Raw genomic sequence first — 15,339 nt, 5'->3', positions numbered from 1 at the left:
CATGCTGCGGGTATTCGGGCTCATAGGACGCTATTTCATGTTGATGGGAAAGGTCTTTTCCCGTCCGGAGAAGGCCGTGATCTACCGTCGGCGGATCATCTACGAGATGGAGTCGCTGGGCGTCAATTCGATCGGTCTGACGGCCATCATCTCGGTCTTCATCGGTGCGGTGATCGCGCTGCAGATGTCGATCAACCTCGATTCGCCCTTCATTCCGAAGTCGCTGATCGGTTACGCCACGCGCGAGACGATGATCCTGGAGTTCTCGTCGGCGGTCGTGGCGCTGATCCTGGCCGGAAAGGTCGGGTCGAGCATCGCCTCGGAAATCGGTACGATGCGCATCACCGAACAGATCGACGCCCTGGAGATCATGGGCGTCAATTCGGCCTCGTATCTCATTCTTCCGAAGATCATTGCGGCGATGCTCTTCTTCCCGTTCCTGACGATCCTCTCGATCCTGATCGGCGTGATCGGCGGCTGGGCCATCGCCGCCGTGACGGGCATCATGATCCCGGCGGACTATGTCGAGGGGCTGCACATGGACTTCAAGGTCTACTCGATCGTCTACACGCTCATCAAGATGGTCTTCTTCGCCTATATCATCACCTCGATCTCGGCCTTTTTCGGCTACAACGCCCGCGGCAACTCGCTCGAAGTGGGTGCGGCCTCGACGCGCGCCGTGGTCGTCAGCTGCGTGGTGATCCTGTTGTTCGACCTGATTCTGACCCAAGTGCTGCTGATATGATACGGGCCGAACATATCGTCAAGTCGTTCGACGGGCGCGTGGTGCTCGACGACATCTCGGTGGCGTTCGAGACCGGGAAGACGAACCTCGTCATCGGACGCAGCGGTTCGGGCAAAACCGTACTGCTGAAAACCCTCGTGGGGCTGCACGAACCCGATTCGGGCGACGTGTGGTACGACGACGTGAACTTTTCGCGGTTGGGGTTCCGCGAGCGCAAGAGCATCCGCAAGGATATCGGGATGATCTTCCAGGGCGGGGCGCTGCTCGACTCGTCGACCGTCGAGGAGAACGTCAAGCTGCCGCTGGACCTCTTCACGACGCAGAGCGAGCGCGAAAAACTCGAACGGGTGAATTTCTGCCTGCGGCGCGTGCGGCTGGAGGATGCCAACCGGCTCTATCCCGCGGAGCTGTCGGGGGGCATGATCAAACGGGTGGCCATTGCGCGGGCCATCGTGATGAATCCGCGCTACCTGTTCTGCGACGAGCCCAACTCGGGCCTCGACCCGCAGACCTCGATCGTCATCGACAATCTGATCCACGAGATCACCCACGAGTACGGCATGACGACGATCATCAACACGCACGACATGAACTCCGTGATGGAGATCGGCGAGAAAATTGTGTATATCCACGAGGGCCGCAAGTGGTGGGAGGGGACCAAGGAGGAGATCCTCCATGCGGAGAACCGTGAACTGAACGATTTCGTCTTCGCCTCGGCGATGGCCAAGCGGGCGAAACTGGCCGCGCATTAGCCGTTGCGGTCCGGATTTTGCCGGGGTGTGCCGAGTTGCGGAAGGCGTTGGGCGCAAGGTTCGTAAAAAAATTAAATTTTTATTTGCGTATAATATTTAAAGTATGTACTTTTGCGCTGTGAAAAAAATAACGCAAGGTTTTATTAACAAATAATTCAAAACATTATGGCAACTATCAAAATCGGTATCAACGGCTTCGGTCGTATCGGCCGTATGGTTTTCCGTGCTGCCTGCACGCAGACTGACAAGTACGAGATCGTAGGTATCAACGACCTCTGCCCGGTAGATTACCTGGCTTACATGCTGAAGTACGACACGATGCACGGCCAGTTCAAGGGCGAGATCGACTACAACGTCGAGAAGAGCCAGCTGATCGTCAACGGCCACGCTATCCGCGTGACGGCCGAGAAGGATCCCGCAAACCTGAAGTGGAACGAGGTTGGTGCCGAGTACGTTGTTGAATCGACGGGTCTGTTCCTGACCGAGGAGAAGGCTCAGGCTCACCTGGCAGCCGGTGCCAAGTATGTGGTTATGTCGGCCCCCTCGAAGGACGCTACGCCGATGTTCGTATGCGGTGTGAACACCGATACCTATGCCGGCCAGAAGATCGTTTCGAACGCATCGTGCACCACGAACTGCCTCGCCCCGATCGCCAAGGTCCTGAACGACAAGTTCGGCATCACGGACGGTCTGATGACGACGGTTCACTCGACCACCGCAACGCAGAAGACCGTAGACGGTCCCTCGATGAAGGACTGGCGCGGCGGCCGTGCCGCTTCGGGCAACATCATCCCCTCGTCGACGGGTGCTGCCAAGGCTGTTGGTAAGGTGATCCCCTCGCTGAACGGCAAGCTGACGGGTATGTCGATGCGCGTTCCGACCCTCGACGTATCGGTTGTCGACCTGACGGTCAACCTGGCAAAGCCGGCCAAGTACGATGAGATCTGCGCTGCCATGAAGGAGGCTTCGGAAGGCGAGCTGAAGGGTGTGCTGGGCTACACCGAGGAGGCTGTCGTATCGTCGGACTTCCTGGGCGATCCCCGCACGTCGATCTTCGACAAGGCTGCCGGTATCGCACTGACCGACACCTTCGTGAAGGTTGTTGCCTGGTATGACAACGAGTGGGGTTACTCGAACAAGGTGCTCGACCTCATCTCGGTGATGAAGGCTTACAACAAGTAGTCTGAGCCGCGATTCGAAAAAGGACGCCCCTTACGGGGCGTCTTTTTTTGTGGGAATGACCGGGTGAAGCGGCTGTCCGGGATCCCCGGGCTCCCGATTGCTGAGATCGCCGGATTGCCCCGGGATTTGTCTGTTAAGTTCTAATTGTTGATTTTCAGCTCGATCGACGCTCCCGACCATTGGTTGATGGCGCGCTTCTCGGTGCACAGGAACTTTCCGCCCCGGGAGATGCGGATCTCGGCCTCGAAGGGGCGGGTGGAGTCGATGTCGTTGCCGGCGGGCAACGTGTGGGGGATGATGTAGACGTAGAGCACCAGGTGATGACACGGCGGCGTGGTCAGGACGACGCTCCGGGCCGCAGGAATGTCGGCCGGGCGCACGGAGAGATTCGCCCCTACGTCCGCCACATCGGAAGCCGCCGAAGCGAATCCGATGCGGTTGTCGTCGGCATCGAAACAACCGCACATCAGGTCGGCATTGTAGCGCCACCACTCGTCGTAGCGGCTTTTCAACTCGATTTTGAAACCTTGTTCCTCCATGTCGGGACAAAGATAGCGCAAGTCGTGGGCAAAAGCAAATTTTTCACCGCCTCGGAGCTCTCTCCGGAGCTTGCAGTCCGGGGGCCTGGATGCTAAAACTCTTAGTTTTCTTTGCAAATGTCTTATTTTTTCGTAACTTTGCGCACTAAATGTGTTCAAATGGAGGAAACACAGCGATATTCGATTGCCTTCAAAGGGTTGAAAAACGGTCACCACGAATTCCGGTTTGCGGTGGATAAATCGTTGTTCGAAGCCTTCGAGAACACGGAAATCAAGGACGGAGCGTGCGAGGTGCGGGTCGACCTGAATCGGGAGGAGTCGCAGCTCGTGCTCGATGTTTCGATTTCGGGCCATGTCGTCGTGGCGTGTGACCGCTGCCTGGAGGATTGCCGCATCCCCATCGATTTCGAGGGGCGTCTGCTGGTGAAGTTCTCCGATGAGGTGCGCGAATACGACGGCGAAGTGCTGTGGCTGCTGCCGGGCGAGGAGCAGGTGGATCTCGCACAGTATATCTACGAGAGCATCGTGCTGTCGCTGCCCTACCAGCGGGTGCATCCCGAAGGGGAGTGCAATCCCGAGATGCTGGAGCGTTTCCGGATCGTCTCGGACCGTGAATTCTCCGCCATCGAGGCGCAGGCTGCCGCCCGCGGGCACAACGACGGCGAGTGGGCCAAGTTGGCCGCCCTGCGCGAGCAGATGGTGGCCAAGACCTCGCAGGCTGCCGATGCGGCGGACCCGGAGAGAGAGAAGCAATGATTTAAAAGTCGAACTATAAATTAGAGTTGTAAAATGGCACATCCTAAACACAAAATCTCGTCGACGCGACGCGACAAGCGCAGAACTCACTACAAGGCTGTCGTTCCTACGGTCGTAACCTGCTCGAACTGCGGGGCTTCGGTTCTTTACCACCGAGTATGCCCGGAGTGCGGTTTCTATCGTGGCAAGCTCGCCATCGAGAAGAAGGCAGCCGAATAAATTCGGTCGAGAAGAGTGCATTCCCGGGTCGGGAGGCCTCTTTTTCAGTTCAAGAAGGGCCCGGTTTGCAGGGATTTCTCGCAGATTCCGGAGCAGTCGGGTTCGAAGTTTCAACCAATTCGTACGAGTATGATAAAGATTGGTGTAGACGCCATGGGCGGCGATTTCGCACCCGAAGCGGCCGTCAAGGGTGCTGTCATGGCACTTGATGCGATCGGTTCGGAGAGCCGGATCGTCCTGTTCGGTGACGAGCAGAAAATCAAGTCCGTACTCGCTTCGGACGGGTGTCCTGCCGAGCGGTTCACCATCGTTCCCACGAGCGAAGTGATCGAGATGGGCGACCACCCGGCCAAAGCTTTTCAAACCAAGAGCGATTCGAGCATCACGGTAGGGTTCGGATACCTGGCCAAAGGAGCCGTCGACGGCTTTGCCAGCGCCGGGTCCACGGGCGCAATGATGGTCGGCTCGATGTATGCCGTAAAAACGATCGAAGGGGTCATCCGCCCGACGATCTCGTCCCTGGTCCCCACGGTCGCAGGACGCCCGGCGCTGCTGCTCGACGTGGGTCTCAACGTGGATTGCAAACCCGAAGTGCTGGCTCAGTACGGTCTGATCGGTTCGATCTACGCCGAGTCGGTGCTGGGGATCGAGAATCCTCGTGTCGCCGTGCTGAACATCGGCGAGGAGGAGACCAAGGGCAATGCACAGGCCAAGGCCGTTTACGAATTGCTGAAGGCCGACAGCCGGATCCATTTCGTGGGCAATGTCGAGGGTTCGCACATCTTCTCGGGCAAGGTTGCCGATGTGATCGTCTGCGACGGTTTCGTGGGCAACACGGTGCTGAAGATGGCCGAGGGCCTCTATCGGATCAATCTGGCGCTGGGCGGCCGCAATGCCTTCTGGGACGCCATGAATTACGAGAACGTGGGCGGTACGCCCGTACTGGGAGTCAATGCTCCGATCATCATCGGACACGGCTGTTCGTCGCCGAAGGCCATCAAGAGCATGATCCTGTCGACCGAGCAGGTCATCAAGGCCGGTCTGACGGCGAAACTGCAGCAGGCGTTCAAAAATTAAAGTTTATCACCAAGAGTAAGCAAAAGTTAAGTTAATGGGTAAGATAACAGCAGCGATTACGGGCGTGGGACAGTACCTGCCCGATTACATCCTGACCAACGACGAGTTGAGCCGGATGGTCGACACGAACGACGAGTGGATCATGTCGCATACCGGCATCAAGACGCGCCACATCCTCAAGGGCGAAGGCATCGGAACCTCCTACATGGGAGCGCGTGCCGTCATGAACCTGCTCGACAAGACGGGTGTGGACCCGATGTCGATCGACGTGGTGATCTGCGCCACGGTGACCCCCGACATGTTCTTCCCTTCGACGGGTAACCTGATTGCCGACCAGGCGGGTTGCAAGAATGCCTTCGCCTACGACGTATCGGCGGCCTGCAGCGGATTCCTCTTCGCCTTGACAACGGGTGCGAAGTTCATCGAGGCCGGTACGAGCAAGCGTGTCATCGTCGTGGGAGCCGACAAGATGTCGTCGATCATCGACTACACGGACCGCTCGACCTGCCCGCTCTTCGGCGATGCGGCTGCGGCCGTGCTGCTGGAGCCGAACACCGACGGTTACGGAGTGATCGATTCGATCCTTCGTTCGGATGGTTCGGGTGAGTTGCAGCTCTACATGAAGGCGGGCGGTTCGCGCTACCCGGCATCGATCGAGACCGTGCAGAACAACTGGCACACGATCATGTGGGACGGACATGCGGTCTTCAAGGCTGCCGTTTCGAAGATGTCGGACGTTTCGGTGGAGATGATGGAGCGCCACCACCTGACGGGTGAGGATATCCGCTTCCTGGTTCCCCACCAGGCGAACCTGCGCATCATCGATGCTACGGCCCGCCGCATGGGCATTACCCAGGACAAGTGCATGATCAACATCGACCGCAACGGTAATACGACGGCCGCCACGATCCCGACCTGCCTCTACGACTACGAGAAGGAGCTTCGCAAGGGTGACAACCTGATTCTCGCTGCCTTTGGCGGCGGATACACCTGGGGTGCCGTCTACGTGAAGTGGGCCTACGACGGCTCGAAGGCATAACCCCGGGGCCGAGAGGGGGCAGCAGCAGGAAGAGGCCGATGTAAACGGCCTGCCTGCGAACTCGCCTGAAGAGGGGCAGGAAGTGGTCGATGCAAACGGCCTGCCTGCGCACCTGCCTTGACGAGATGGAAGGGGTGCTGAAGCGGTTTTGTAAGACGCCTGCCTGCGTACCTTCCTGAAGAGAGGGGGAGGGAGTGACAAGGTGATTTCTGCAAGAAGCCCGGTTGCGGGCCCGCCCTGAGAAGGTGAGGAGAGGGAGGAGATGAGACGGTTCTTAAGGAGCTCGGTCGCATTCCCTTATCCGAAAATTGAGCGATGCGCTCCGAAAGGGGTGCATCGCTTTTTTGGTGAATGAAACGTGTGTGGACGGCGGAAATTTCGTATCTTTGGTTGGTGACTGAACCGCTTGCCGGACGGCGGTGTGAAACCGGACGAAGCCGTAAATGGATTGTATGAACAGGACGATGGACAGGGTGGTGATCCGCCCGCTTCGGGCGGAGGAGACCCCGTTGCTGGCGGATTTTCTCTACGAGGCGATCTGGCAGCCGGACCCTGTACGACGGGTGCCGCGGGAGGTGATCCGGATGCCGGAACTCCGGATCTATGTCGACGGGTTCGGGACCCGCGAAACGGATTGCGGGCTGGTGGCCGAGGCGGGCGGACGGGTGATCGGTGCGGCGTGGAGCCGCTGCCTGCGGGGGTTCGGATGGACCGGGGAGGCAATTCCCGAACTGGCCGTGGCCCTTTACCCGGACAGCCGCGGGCGGGGCGTCGGGACGAGACTGGTGCAGGCTTTGCTGGATGAACTGCGCAGCCGGGGCTTTGCGGCGGTATCGCTCTCCGTGCAGCGGGCCAATCCGGCCGGAAGACTCTACCGCCGTCTCGGGTTCCGGATTGTCGGGGAACACGCCGAAGAGTGGATCATGCGTTGCGAACTGCGATAGGGACGGAGCGTTTCAGTTTCCTTTCGGATTCGGGGGTTACCTTCGGGGCGGAAGCGGCCCGATCAGCGGAACCGCTCTTCTTGAAAAAATAGGATTGTTATGAAAATATTGATTGTCGAAGACGAACCCTCCCTGCGGGAGATCATGGTGCAGACGCTTGTGCGGGAGCAGTACGTCGTGGAGCAGGCTGCGGATTACGCCTCGGCGTCGGACAAACTCGCGGCCTACGACTACGACTGCATCCTGTTGGACATCATGCTGCCCGACGGCAGCGGCCTGCGGCTGCTCGAAGAGTTGAAGCGCCGCCGCAACCGGGCCGGGGTGATCATCATCTCGGCGCGCGATTCACTGGATGACAAGATCGAGGGACTGGAGCTGGGAGCCGACGACTACCTTCCGAAGCCGTTCCACCTGGCGGAGCTGAGCGCCCGGATCCGGAGCGTGCTGCGCCGCCACCAGCGCGACGGCTATGAGAGCCTCGACGCGGGGAACGTGCGCCTGTGGCCCGACAGCCGGAGGGTGGAGGTGGCGGGACGCCCGTTGGAACTGCTCCGCAAGGAGTACGACATCCTGCACTACTTCATGACGCGCCCGAACCATACGGTCGACAAGGCGGCACTGGCCGAAGGGGTCTGGGGCGATCATATCGACCAGGTGGACAACTTCGATTTCGTCTACGCGCAGATGAAGAACCTGCGGCGCAAGCTCCACGATGCGGGTGCCGACATCGAGATCCGCGCCGTCTACGGATTCGGTTATAAGCTCGTTCGGCCGTGAAACTCGTTTACCGCATTCTGCTGCACCTTTCGTGGGTGCTTTCGCTGCTGCTGGCGGGGTGGGCGGCGCTGTTCTACTTTGCGATGATCGACGAGATCAACGACGAGACGGACGACGTGCTCGAAGCGCGTGCCGAAGTGATTGTCAAACGGGTGCTGGCGGGGCGTCAGCTTCCCGGCTCGGAGTCCGACGGCAACAGCGGCTATTTTCTTTATCGGCTGCCGGACGGTGCATCGGCTCCACACCCTCGGGAGACCTATACCGATGAGGAGATCTTCATCCCCGAGCGCGACGACCGCGAACCGGCCCGGGTGCTGCGCAAAACCTTCCGGGATGCCGACGGACAGTGGTACGAGCTGACGGTGATGTCGCCGAGCATCGAGAAGGAGGATCTCCGCGAGGCGATTTTCTACAGCATCATCTTCCTTTATCTCTTTTTGCTGCTGCTGGTGCTGCTGGTGACGGTCGTGGTGCTCCACCGCACGATGCGGCCGTTGTATGCGCTGCTGCGGTGGCTGGACAGCTATACGGTGGGCGGCCAGAATCCACCGCTGGCGGTCGAAACCTCGGTGACGGAGTTCCGGCGGCTCAACGAGGCGGCCGAGCGGTACGCTGCGCGTGCCGAATCGTCGTTCGAACGGCAGAAGCAGTTCATCGGCAACGCCTCGCACGAAATGCAGACGCCGCTGGCGGTCTGCCGCAATCGGCTGGAGATGCTGGTGGACGACCCCCGCGGGCTGACCGAGGAGCAGTTGGGCGAGATTGCCAAGGTGCAGCGCACGCTGGACCACCTGGTACGATTGAACCGTTCGCTGCTGCTGCTGTCGAAGATCGACAACGGGCAGTTCCCCGAGACCGAGGCGGTGGACCTGAACGCCCTGATCCGCCGCACGGCCGAGGACCTGGCCGAAATTTACGCCTACCGCGACATCCGGCTCGAACTGACGGACGAAGCGCCGCTGACGGCCCGCATGAACCCCTCGCTGGCGGGGAGCCTGGTCGGCAATCTCGTGAAGAACGCCTTCGTGCACGGGGCCGAGGGGGGCGAGGTCCGTGTCCGGATTTCGGCGCGGCGTTTCGAGATCGACAACGACGCCTCGGAGGGGCCTTTGGATGCCGGACATATTTTCGACCGCTTCTATCAGGGGACGAAGAAACCCGGTTCCACGGGGCTGGGGCTTGCCATCGCGGATGCCGTGTGCCGCCTCTACGGGCTGCGGATCAGCTATGCTTTCCGGGACGGCCGCCATGTTTTTACGGTGGATTTTCCGGAATAATTCCCGTTTCCATCTCTTTTTTCAGATTCGTTTCAGTTTCGGGCCGCACCTTTGCAGTACGAAATTCACTAAAACCGATAAAAAACGTACGATTATGAAACGACTTACGATTCTTATGGCCGCGCTCTTTGCCGCGCTTTCGATTCTTCCGGCCTCGGCGGGCAACGACCGCATCATTGTCGTCGGGGAGCTTCCGGCTGCCGCGCAACAATTCATCACGACCCATTTCAAGGGGGTGGAGGTCTCCTATGCAAAGGTCGACGAGGATTGGTTCGACAAGAAGTACAAGGTGATCTTCGTCAACGGCTCGAAGATCGAGTTCCTGAAGAACGGCGACTGGAAGGAGGTCGACTGCAAATATGGCGAAGTGCCAGCGGCGATTGTCCCGAAACCGATTCAGGATTGTGTGGCGAGCCGTTTTTCCGGTCGGAAGGTCGTCTGCATCGAGCAGGATCGCCGGAGCTATGACGTGGAACTCGACAACGGCCTCGACCTGGAGTTCGACCGGGATTTCCGGCTGGTCGACATCGACGACTGACCCCGCTTCGGGCAGCCTTCCGGATCGGAACTTCCCTACGGCACCGTGTGGCGGTATTCGGACTGCGGTTCGGATGCCGCCTTATTTTCCGGCCATCGGGGTATAAAAAAATATGATCGAAGTTTTTGTACAAATAACGGAAAACTATTGTATATTTGCCTCAGCAAACAACAAACAAAACAGTGTCAAGCTAAAAAGTTACCGCTATGTTGAGTGAAAAATTGCATGAGGCGCTGAATGCGCAGGTCAATGCCGAATTCTGGTCGGCATATCTCTATCTTTCGATGTCGATGGATGCCGAGGCCAAGGGGCTGAAGGGCGTTGCGAACTGGTTCTACGTACAGTTCCAGGAGGAGCAGGACCATGCCCGCATTCTGATGAACTACATTCTTTCGCGTGACGGGAAGGTCTCCCTGAAGCCGATCGAGGCGGTCCGGACCGAATGGGCTTCGCCGCTGGAGATGTTCCAGGATACGCTGGTCCATGAGAAGAAGGTGACGGCGATGATCAACAACCTGGCCTCGATTGCCGCCGAGGACAAGGATTACGCCTCGTCGAACATGCTGGTCTGGTTCGTGGACGAGCAGGTCGAGGAGGAGGAGTCGGCGCGTGAGATGATCACGGCGTGCGAAGCCGTCGAAGGCAACAAGTTCGGGCTCTACATGCTCGACAAGGAGCTGGCAGCCCGTACCTATACGCAGGCTGCGCCGCTGGCTTCGGCGAATGCCTGATCCGCAGGCGGATGGGAACCCCCGACCCGCCGTGGACAGGGGCTCCGCATCGAGAAGTTTTTGTCAAGGCAGTGTGATCCGGTTTCCGCGTGGCGGGGCCGGACCTTTTTTTGTCCGGCGGCAAGGGGGTGTCGGGCAGCCACCCGGAATTATTCCGGGAGCAGATCCATGCGCAGGCGTACCATGTGGCGGCATTCGACCCCGTTTTCGAAGATCGGGGCCGGGTAGTGCTTGCGGAAGTAGTCGACGTCAACGCCGCAGCGGACGAACCCGCACCGTTCGTAGAGGGCGATCTGTCCGGTGCCGGAGTTTCCGGTTCCGATTTCGAGGATCCGGAATCCCGCCTCACGGGCGGAGCGGATGGCGTGTTGCAGCAGGGCGGTTCCGACTCCCTGCCGCTGGCGGTCGGGAGTTACGGCGATGTTTACGACCTCGGCCGTGAAGGGACGTGTGTGCAACAGGAGATACTGCCCGATGATTTGGCCACCCTCGAAAGCCGCATAGCAACGGCTGCGCGGGAGGTAGTCGTTGACGGAGGCTTCGGATTCGTCGGCCAGCAGGAGCAGCTCGCGGGAAGGGGTATCGGTCGGTCGGATTTCCATGTCAGAAGAGTGAAAGGGCGCCTTCGAACGACGCCAGAATGACGACATAGCGCAGGGTCTTGCCTGCGAGCATCGAGCCTGCCGTAATCCAGACGTTGCTGCGCATCAACCCCAGTACGACGGCAATAGCCTCGCCGATCGTGGGCAGGAAGGCGAAGAAGGCCATCATCGCTCCGCGCCCGGAGAGGAATTTCCGGGCCCGGGCGAGTTGGCGGGTGGAGACGCCCAGGCGGGTGATCCATTCGGTTCGCCCGAGGCTTCCGATCCAGTAGCAGGTCATGCCGCCGAGGGTGTTGCCCAGGGTTGCGGCGGCGACACATCCCACGGGATCGAGCCCCATGCGGACCAGAACGACCATCACGGCTTCGGAGCTGAACGGCAGAATACTCCCGGCAATGAATGCCGAGAGAAAGAGGCCCCAGTAGCCCCAGTCGATAAGGAATTCGGTGATCGCTTCCATGCTGGAACTTGTTCGAGCGTTTTTCGGGAGTTTCGGGAAGTTTTCTGGAATTTTCCGGAAACTTCCCGAAGACTTTCAGGAAAACTCGGACTTTGCAGGGCAAAGATAGCGAAAGGCAGGAGGACCGCCAAATGAAAACGGGTTTTCCTTGGGTGCTGTACCGAACTGCAATGCCAAAGCTCCGAAAAGGCGGGTGCTGCGGCAAATGAAAACGGGGTTTTCGGTGCGACGGACCGAATGGCTGCTGCCCGGTAGCGGACCTTGCGGGTTCGTCGATTACAGGTCGTTCAGAATCAGTGAATTCGCATTGTCGACCAGCGCGTTGTCCAGCGACGCGAGGTAGATCTGCGTCGTGGCCTCCGAATCGTGTCCCATGCCTTCGCTGATGATCGAAACCGGGATGTTCTTGTTCTTTGCGGCACTCGCCCACGAGTGGCGGGCGCAGTAGAGCGTGAGGGCGGGCTGAATCCCCGCCATGCGGGCGATCTTTTTCAGGTGGCGGTTGATCCGCAGCAGGATCGTCCTGTATCCCGTGGGGGTGTCGTCGCGCGAAGCGTCCAGAATCGGGAGCAGATGCGGCTCGGAGCGCTCCGTCGGATGGGCGTCCACGATCTCCTGCATACATTTTTCCCACTTGATGAAGAGCTGCTGTCCGGTTTTCCGGCGGCGGTACGAGAGCGTACCCTCCCTCAGATCGCTCTTTTTCAGGTGGGCCATGTCGATGAATGACATCCCCCGCGTGTAAAAACTGAAAAGAAACAGGTCCCGGGCAAACTGCAGGTGGGGCTGGCTGGCGAGATCCAGCGTTTTGATGCGCTTGATGGCCGCCAGGGGCAGGGCCCGTTTGGCCGTTTTGTCGATCCCCGTATAGACGTGCTTGAACGGATTCCGCTGCACCGTGAGGTTTTGCTCCACGGCCCGGTTGTATACGGCCCGCAGGATGCGCAGGTAGAAGGAGCTCGAATTCCTCACAACCCCTTTGTTGTGCAGGTAGGCTTCATACATCTGCATCATTTCGGAGTCCATCTCGTCGAATTGGAGATCCTTGCCGTATCTGAAGTGCACGAAACTGCGGAGTGTGGCCAGATAGGTTTCCGCGGTTCGGGCCTTTCCCATCTGTTTCAACCGGGCGATGAGCTGTTGCATGAAGCTGAAGAGCGTCTGCGACCCGTCGTTGCCGCGGAATGCGGAGACGACATCGTCGGCCGTGTATCCCTCTTTCCGGGCATTCAGCCGATGGATGAGGTTTTCCAGGCGTTTCAGGTCCCAGTCGACCTGTTTGTGCAGGGAGAGGAGGTGATTGAACCGGGCTCCCGAAGGGCTTGCCAGCGAATGCGTTTCGGAGAGCCACTCATCCTTGAAAATGCGGTAATCGGTCCGGAGCTGCCGGGCAACCCGATTCTGAATGACCTGATAATAGATCCGGCCCTCCTTGCCGTCGACGGTGGACGGCCGGAATTTCACTTTTACACTTGCCATATTCGTTCATGATTTAACCAGAACAAAATTATAGCGAAATCCGCATTGCTCGCCGCCAACGGATTGTATGTCGTGAGGTCGTTCCGGCGCGGGAATGCTCCTGCGGGAATGCTCCTGGAACGGCTTTATGGTATGGATAAGGCTCCTTGCGGCACGGTTTTCGCCTTTCCGGCATTCCGGGGCCGAACGCCTCTCCCCCCCCCGCCTGCAAACCGGGCCGCGAACGCTCCCGAAAATCCGGGCAACAAAAAAAGCGGCAAATCGACTTTGCCGCTTTTGGAGACTCCCGGGAGGGGAGATCTAACCGTTCTATTTCAGCCCTTTCAGGCACTCGGAGACACTCTTCTCGATCCGGTTCAGGATGGCCCGGGTGTCGGAAGCTTCGGCCGCCTTGACGAACTTCTCGCCGGTGATCTTCTCGTAGAGTTCGATATATCGGTCGGTGATGCCCGCAACGATCTCCGGGGTCATTTCCGGCACCTGCTGTCCCTGCTGTCCCTGGAATCCGTTGGCCATGAGCCATTCGCGGACGAACTCCTTCGAAAGCTGCCGCTGCCGCTCCCCTTTGGCGAGACGCTCCCCGTACCCTTCGGCGTAGAAATAGCGCGACGAGTCGGGCGTGTGGATCTCGTCCATGAGGTAGATGACGCCGTCCTTCTTCCCGAATTCGTATTTCGTGTCCACGAGGATCAGTCCCATCTTTGCGGCGATTTCGCTGCCGCGCTGATAGATGGCCCGGGTGTATTTTTCGAGCTGCTCGTACTCTTCGCGGCTGACCAGCCCCGAAGCGATGATCTGCTCTTTCGAAATATCCTCGTCGTGGCCTTCGGCGGCCTTCGAGGTCGGGGTGATGATCGGTTCGGGAAATTTCTGGTTTTCGACCATCCCCTCGGGCATCGCCACGCCGCAGATCTCTCTTTTTCCGGCCTTGTACTCTCTCCAGGCATGTCCCGAGAGATAGCCTCGGATGACCATCTCGACCTTGAACGGCTCACACTTGCGGCCCACCGTAACCATCGGGTCGGGTGTGGCGAGTTTCCAGTTCGGGAGGATGTCGGCCGTCGCGTCGAGGAATTTGGCGGCGATCTGGTTCAGGACCTGCCCTTTGTAGGGGATTCCCTCGGGCAGCACGACGTCGAACGCCGAGATGCGGTCGGTGACGACCATGACGAGGTATTGGCCGTTGATGTCGTATACGTCGCGGACTTTTCCGGTATACTTGCTTCTTTGCCCTTCGAAAGCGAAATCGGTTTGTGTGATAGCGTTCATGGAGTTTGCAGGTTTAACGAATGCAAAGATACTGTTTTTGTCCGAAAATGGAATCCTTCGGGAAGTTTTAGGTTTCGAATGCCGGGATTCGGCGTGTGCCGTCGCTCCGGAAACCCGCTTGTCGCCTCCTCGCCGGCCGTCGCATCCCGGAACGTGCCCGGGACGGAGCTATCGCTGGGCTTCGATGGTATAGGTGAAGCTGTCGGCCCGGTAGAAACCAATGTTGTACTCTGTCGGGACCCCGTTTTCATCATATACGAAACGCTTTCGGATCAAAATAGGATCGTTGGCCTCTATTTCCAGCTTTTCGGCGATGAAATCTCCTGCAAGCCGGGCTGAAATCTCTTCCTTGCTGGTCTTGACGACAACGCCGTACTCCTTTTCGAGGAGTTCATACAGCGGTTTTGTAAAGTCCTCTTCGCCGGTCAACGGCAGATTCGGATTGAAATACGAGATGAAATAGACGAAAGGGTACTCCTTTTTACCCCGGACCCTTTCCAGCACGACGCATCTCTGACCGGATTTCGGATCCATATTGAAGAAGTTCCGGATCTCCTCGTTGGGTGTTTTGGAGCTGATGTGCAGTTCGAAATTGCGGATCACGATACCGAGCATTTTCATCTCCTGGGAGAAACTCAGCCAGTTTTTGACGCCGCTGACGACTCCTTTTCTGACGACCTTGGTCCCGAAGCCCTTTTTTCTGGTCAGCAAACCCTCGTACACGAGTTTGTTGATGGCCTGTCTCAAGGTATTCCTTGAAATGTGCAATTGTTTGGACAATTCGATTTCATTGGGCAGCAGTTTGCCGTTTTTGTACTCGTCGGATTCGATCAGCCGCCTCATGATCTCTTCCGCCTGGATGTGCAGGGGCTTGTCGCTGTTGTGGTCTATATCCATCATATCTGTTTCATTGTCAATCCATAAATACGATACAAATTTACAAAAAAATGTAA

At 58.5% G+C, this 15,339-nt stretch carries 18 protein-coding genes; 12 read left to right on the top strand and 6 right to left on the bottom strand.

All coding sequences use genetic code 11. The features are described 5' to 3' along the window. Position 1: 1 nt before the first annotated feature. The 3 genes from ABGT65_RS03155 to gap all read left to right on the top strand — a co-directional run bounded on the left by ABGT65_RS03155 (position 2) and on the right by gap (position 2,679). The gene (locus ABGT65_RS03155) at positions 2-745 is read left to right on the top strand and encodes an ABC transporter permease (protein WP_346699707.1); all 744 of its coding nucleotides are present in this window, start codon (positions 2-4) and stop codon (positions 743-745) included. Next, positions 742-1,497, top strand: coding sequence for an ATP-binding cassette domain-containing protein (locus ABGT65_RS03150; RefSeq protein WP_346699706.1), 756 nt, complete (start codon positions 742-744; stop codon positions 1,495-1,497). Before ABGT65_RS03155 ends, ABGT65_RS03150 begins: the two co-directional genes overlap by 4 nt. 165 nt (positions 1,498-1,662) lie before the next feature. Beyond that, complete coding sequence (gap, locus tag ABGT65_RS03145) at positions 1,663-2,679, top strand: type I glyceraldehyde-3-phosphate dehydrogenase (protein WP_300737686.1); 1,017 nt, start codon at positions 1,663-1,665, stop codon at positions 2,677-2,679. A 140-nt stretch (positions 2,680-2,819) separates the two neighbouring features. Here the strand turns inward: gap and ABGT65_RS03140 are convergent, their stop codons facing one another. Next, positions 2,820-3,218, bottom strand: a complete 399-nt coding sequence (locus ABGT65_RS03140; protein WP_346699705.1) for a hypothetical protein — start codon at positions 3,216-3,218, stop codon at positions 2,820-2,822. A 159-nt stretch (positions 3,219-3,377) separates the two neighbouring features. Between ABGT65_RS03140 and ABGT65_RS03135 the strand changes: the two genes are divergently transcribed. The 9 genes from ABGT65_RS03135 (at position 3,378) to ABGT65_RS03095 (ending at position 10,576) form a co-directional block, all read left to right on the top strand. Then, entirely contained in the window at positions 3,378-3,974 is a 597-nt protein-coding gene (locus ABGT65_RS03135; RefSeq protein ID WP_346699704.1) for a DUF177 domain-containing protein, read from the top strand. 33 nt (positions 3,975-4,007) lie between these two features. Then, positions 4,008-4,193 carry a 50S ribosomal protein L32 gene (gene rpmF / locus ABGT65_RS03130; RefSeq protein ID WP_004330151.1) on the top strand — a complete coding sequence of 62 codons (186 nt, stop codon included), beginning with the start codon at positions 4,008-4,010 and terminating at the stop codon, positions 4,191-4,193. Positions 4,194-4,322: 129 nt separating this feature from the next. Further along, positions 4,323-5,270, top strand: coding sequence for a phosphate acyltransferase PlsX (plsX, locus tag ABGT65_RS03125; protein WP_346699703.1), 948 nt, complete (start codon positions 4,323-4,325; stop codon positions 5,268-5,270). A gap of 34 nt (positions 5,271-5,304) precedes the next feature. Then, positions 5,305-6,309 carry a beta-ketoacyl-ACP synthase III gene (locus ABGT65_RS03120; protein WP_346699702.1) on the top strand — a complete coding sequence of 335 codons (1,005 nt, stop codon included), beginning with the start codon at positions 5,305-5,307 and terminating at the stop codon, positions 6,307-6,309. A 452-nt stretch (positions 6,310-6,761) separates the two neighbouring features. Beyond that, positions 6,762-7,253 (top strand): GNAT family N-acetyltransferase, encoded by a 492-nt coding sequence (locus ABGT65_RS03115; protein WP_346699701.1) that lies wholly within the window; start codon positions 6,762-6,764, stop codon positions 7,251-7,253. A 99-nt stretch (positions 7,254-7,352) separates the two neighbouring features. Next, positions 7,353-8,030, top strand: a complete 678-nt coding sequence (locus ABGT65_RS03110) for a response regulator transcription factor (protein ID WP_346699700.1) — start codon at positions 7,353-7,355, stop codon at positions 8,028-8,030. After that, a complete protein-coding gene (locus tag ABGT65_RS03105; RefSeq protein ID WP_346699699.1) occupies positions 8,027-9,307 on the top strand; it encodes a HAMP domain-containing sensor histidine kinase in 1,281 nt (426 codons plus the stop codon). The genes ABGT65_RS03110 and ABGT65_RS03105 overlap by 4 nt, the downstream gene beginning before the upstream one ends. Positions 9,308-9,401: 94 nt before the next feature. Next, positions 9,402-9,845 carry a PepSY-like domain-containing protein gene (locus tag ABGT65_RS03100; protein WP_346699698.1) on the top strand — a complete coding sequence of 148 codons (444 nt, stop codon included), beginning with the start codon at positions 9,402-9,404 and terminating at the stop codon, positions 9,843-9,845. A 206-nt stretch (positions 9,846-10,051) separates the two neighbouring features. Beyond that, entirely contained in the window at positions 10,052-10,576 is a 525-nt protein-coding gene (locus ABGT65_RS03095; RefSeq protein WP_346699697.1) for a ferritin, read from the top strand. A gap of 149 nt (positions 10,577-10,725) precedes the next feature. Here the strand turns inward: ABGT65_RS03095 and ABGT65_RS03090 are convergent, their stop codons facing one another. From ABGT65_RS03090 to ABGT65_RS03070, 5 genes are all read right to left on the bottom strand, one after another. Beyond that, positions 10,726-11,178 (bottom strand): GNAT family N-acetyltransferase, encoded by a 453-nt coding sequence (locus tag ABGT65_RS03090; protein ID WP_346699696.1) that lies wholly within the window; start codon positions 11,176-11,178, stop codon positions 10,726-10,728. A gap of 1 nt (position 11,179) precedes the next feature. Then, positions 11,180-11,638 (bottom strand): DedA family protein, encoded by a 459-nt coding sequence (locus ABGT65_RS03085; protein WP_346699695.1) that lies wholly within the window; start codon positions 11,636-11,638, stop codon positions 11,180-11,182. A gap of 276 nt (positions 11,639-11,914) precedes the next feature. Then, entirely contained in the window at positions 11,915-13,117 is a 1,203-nt protein-coding gene (locus ABGT65_RS03080; protein WP_346699694.1) for a site-specific integrase, read from the bottom strand. A gap of 309 nt (positions 13,118-13,426) precedes the next feature. Then, positions 13,427-14,386, bottom strand: coding sequence for a phosphoribosylaminoimidazolesuccinocarboxamide synthase (locus ABGT65_RS03075; RefSeq protein WP_346699693.1), 960 nt, complete (start codon positions 14,384-14,386; stop codon positions 13,427-13,429). A 168-nt stretch (positions 14,387-14,554) separates the two neighbouring features. Then, complete coding sequence (locus ABGT65_RS03070) at positions 14,555-15,283, bottom strand: GntR family transcriptional regulator (RefSeq protein ID WP_346703048.1); 729 nt, start codon at positions 15,281-15,283, stop codon at positions 14,555-14,557. Positions 15,284-15,339 lie beyond the last annotated feature (56 nt).

The sequence above is a fragment of the uncultured Alistipes sp. genome, assembly GCF_963931675.1.
Taxonomy (GTDB): domain Bacteria; phylum Bacteroidota; class Bacteroidia; order Bacteroidales; family Rikenellaceae; genus Alistipes.
The sequence above is the reverse complement of the archived record's forward strand: the minus strand, read 5'-3'. Positions and strand labels throughout refer to the sequence as shown.

Bases quoted from the DNA above. Each gene is read 5' to 3' on its own strand.
- ABGT65_RS03110 (WP_346699700.1), top strand. From the start codon at position 7,353: ATGAAAATATTGATTGTCGAAGACGAACCCTCCCTGCGGGAGATCATG.
- ABGT65_RS03150 (WP_346699706.1), top strand. From the start codon at position 742: ATGATACGGGCCGAACATATCGTCAAGTCGTTCGACGGGCGCGTGGTG.
- ABGT65_RS03140 (WP_346699705.1), bottom strand. From the start codon at position 3,218: ATGGAGGAACAAGGTTTCAAAATCGAGTTGAAAAGCCGCTACGACGAG.
- ABGT65_RS03120 (WP_346699702.1), top strand. From the start codon at position 5,305: ATGGGTAAGATAACAGCAGCGATTACGGGCGTGGGACAGTACCTGCCC.
- plsX (WP_346699703.1), top strand. From the start codon at position 4,323: ATGATAAAGATTGGTGTAGACGCCATGGGCGGCGATTTCGCACCCGAA.
- ABGT65_RS03085 (WP_346699695.1), bottom strand. From the start codon at position 11,638: ATGGAAGCGATCACCGAATTCCTTATCGACTGGGGCTACTGGGGCCTC.
- ABGT65_RS03115 (WP_346699701.1), top strand. From the start codon at position 6,762: ATGAACAGGACGATGGACAGGGTGGTGATCCGCCCGCTTCGGGCGGAG.
- gap (WP_300737686.1), top strand. From the start codon at position 1,663: ATGGCAACTATCAAAATCGGTATCAACGGCTTCGGTCGTATCGGCCGT.
- rpmF (WP_004330151.1), top strand. From the start codon at position 4,008: ATGGCACATCCTAAACACAAAATCTCGTCGACGCGACGCGACAAGCGC.
- ABGT65_RS03135 (WP_346699704.1), top strand. From the start codon at position 3,378: ATGGAGGAAACACAGCGATATTCGATTGCCTTCAAAGGGTTGAAAAAC.
- ABGT65_RS03070 (WP_346703048.1), bottom strand. From the start codon at position 15,283: ATGGATATAGACCACAACAGCGACAAGCCCCTGCACATCCAGGCGGAA.
- ABGT65_RS03090 (WP_346699696.1), bottom strand. From the start codon at position 11,178: ATGGAAATCCGACCGACCGATACCCCTTCCCGCGAGCTGCTCCTGCTG.
- ABGT65_RS03080 (WP_346699694.1), bottom strand. From the start codon at position 13,117: ATGGCAAGTGTAAAAGTGAAATTCCGGCCGTCCACCGTCGACGGCAAG.
- ABGT65_RS03095 (WP_346699697.1), top strand. From the start codon at position 10,052: ATGTTGAGTGAAAAATTGCATGAGGCGCTGAATGCGCAGGTCAATGCC.
- ABGT65_RS03100 (WP_346699698.1), top strand. From the start codon at position 9,402: ATGAAACGACTTACGATTCTTATGGCCGCGCTCTTTGCCGCGCTTTCG.
- ABGT65_RS03155 (WP_346699707.1), top strand. From the start codon at position 2: ATGCTGCGGGTATTCGGGCTCATAGGACGCTATTTCATGTTGATGGGA.
- ABGT65_RS03075 (WP_346699693.1), bottom strand. From the start codon at position 14,386: ATGAACGCTATCACACAAACCGATTTCGCTTTCGAAGGGCAAAGAAGC.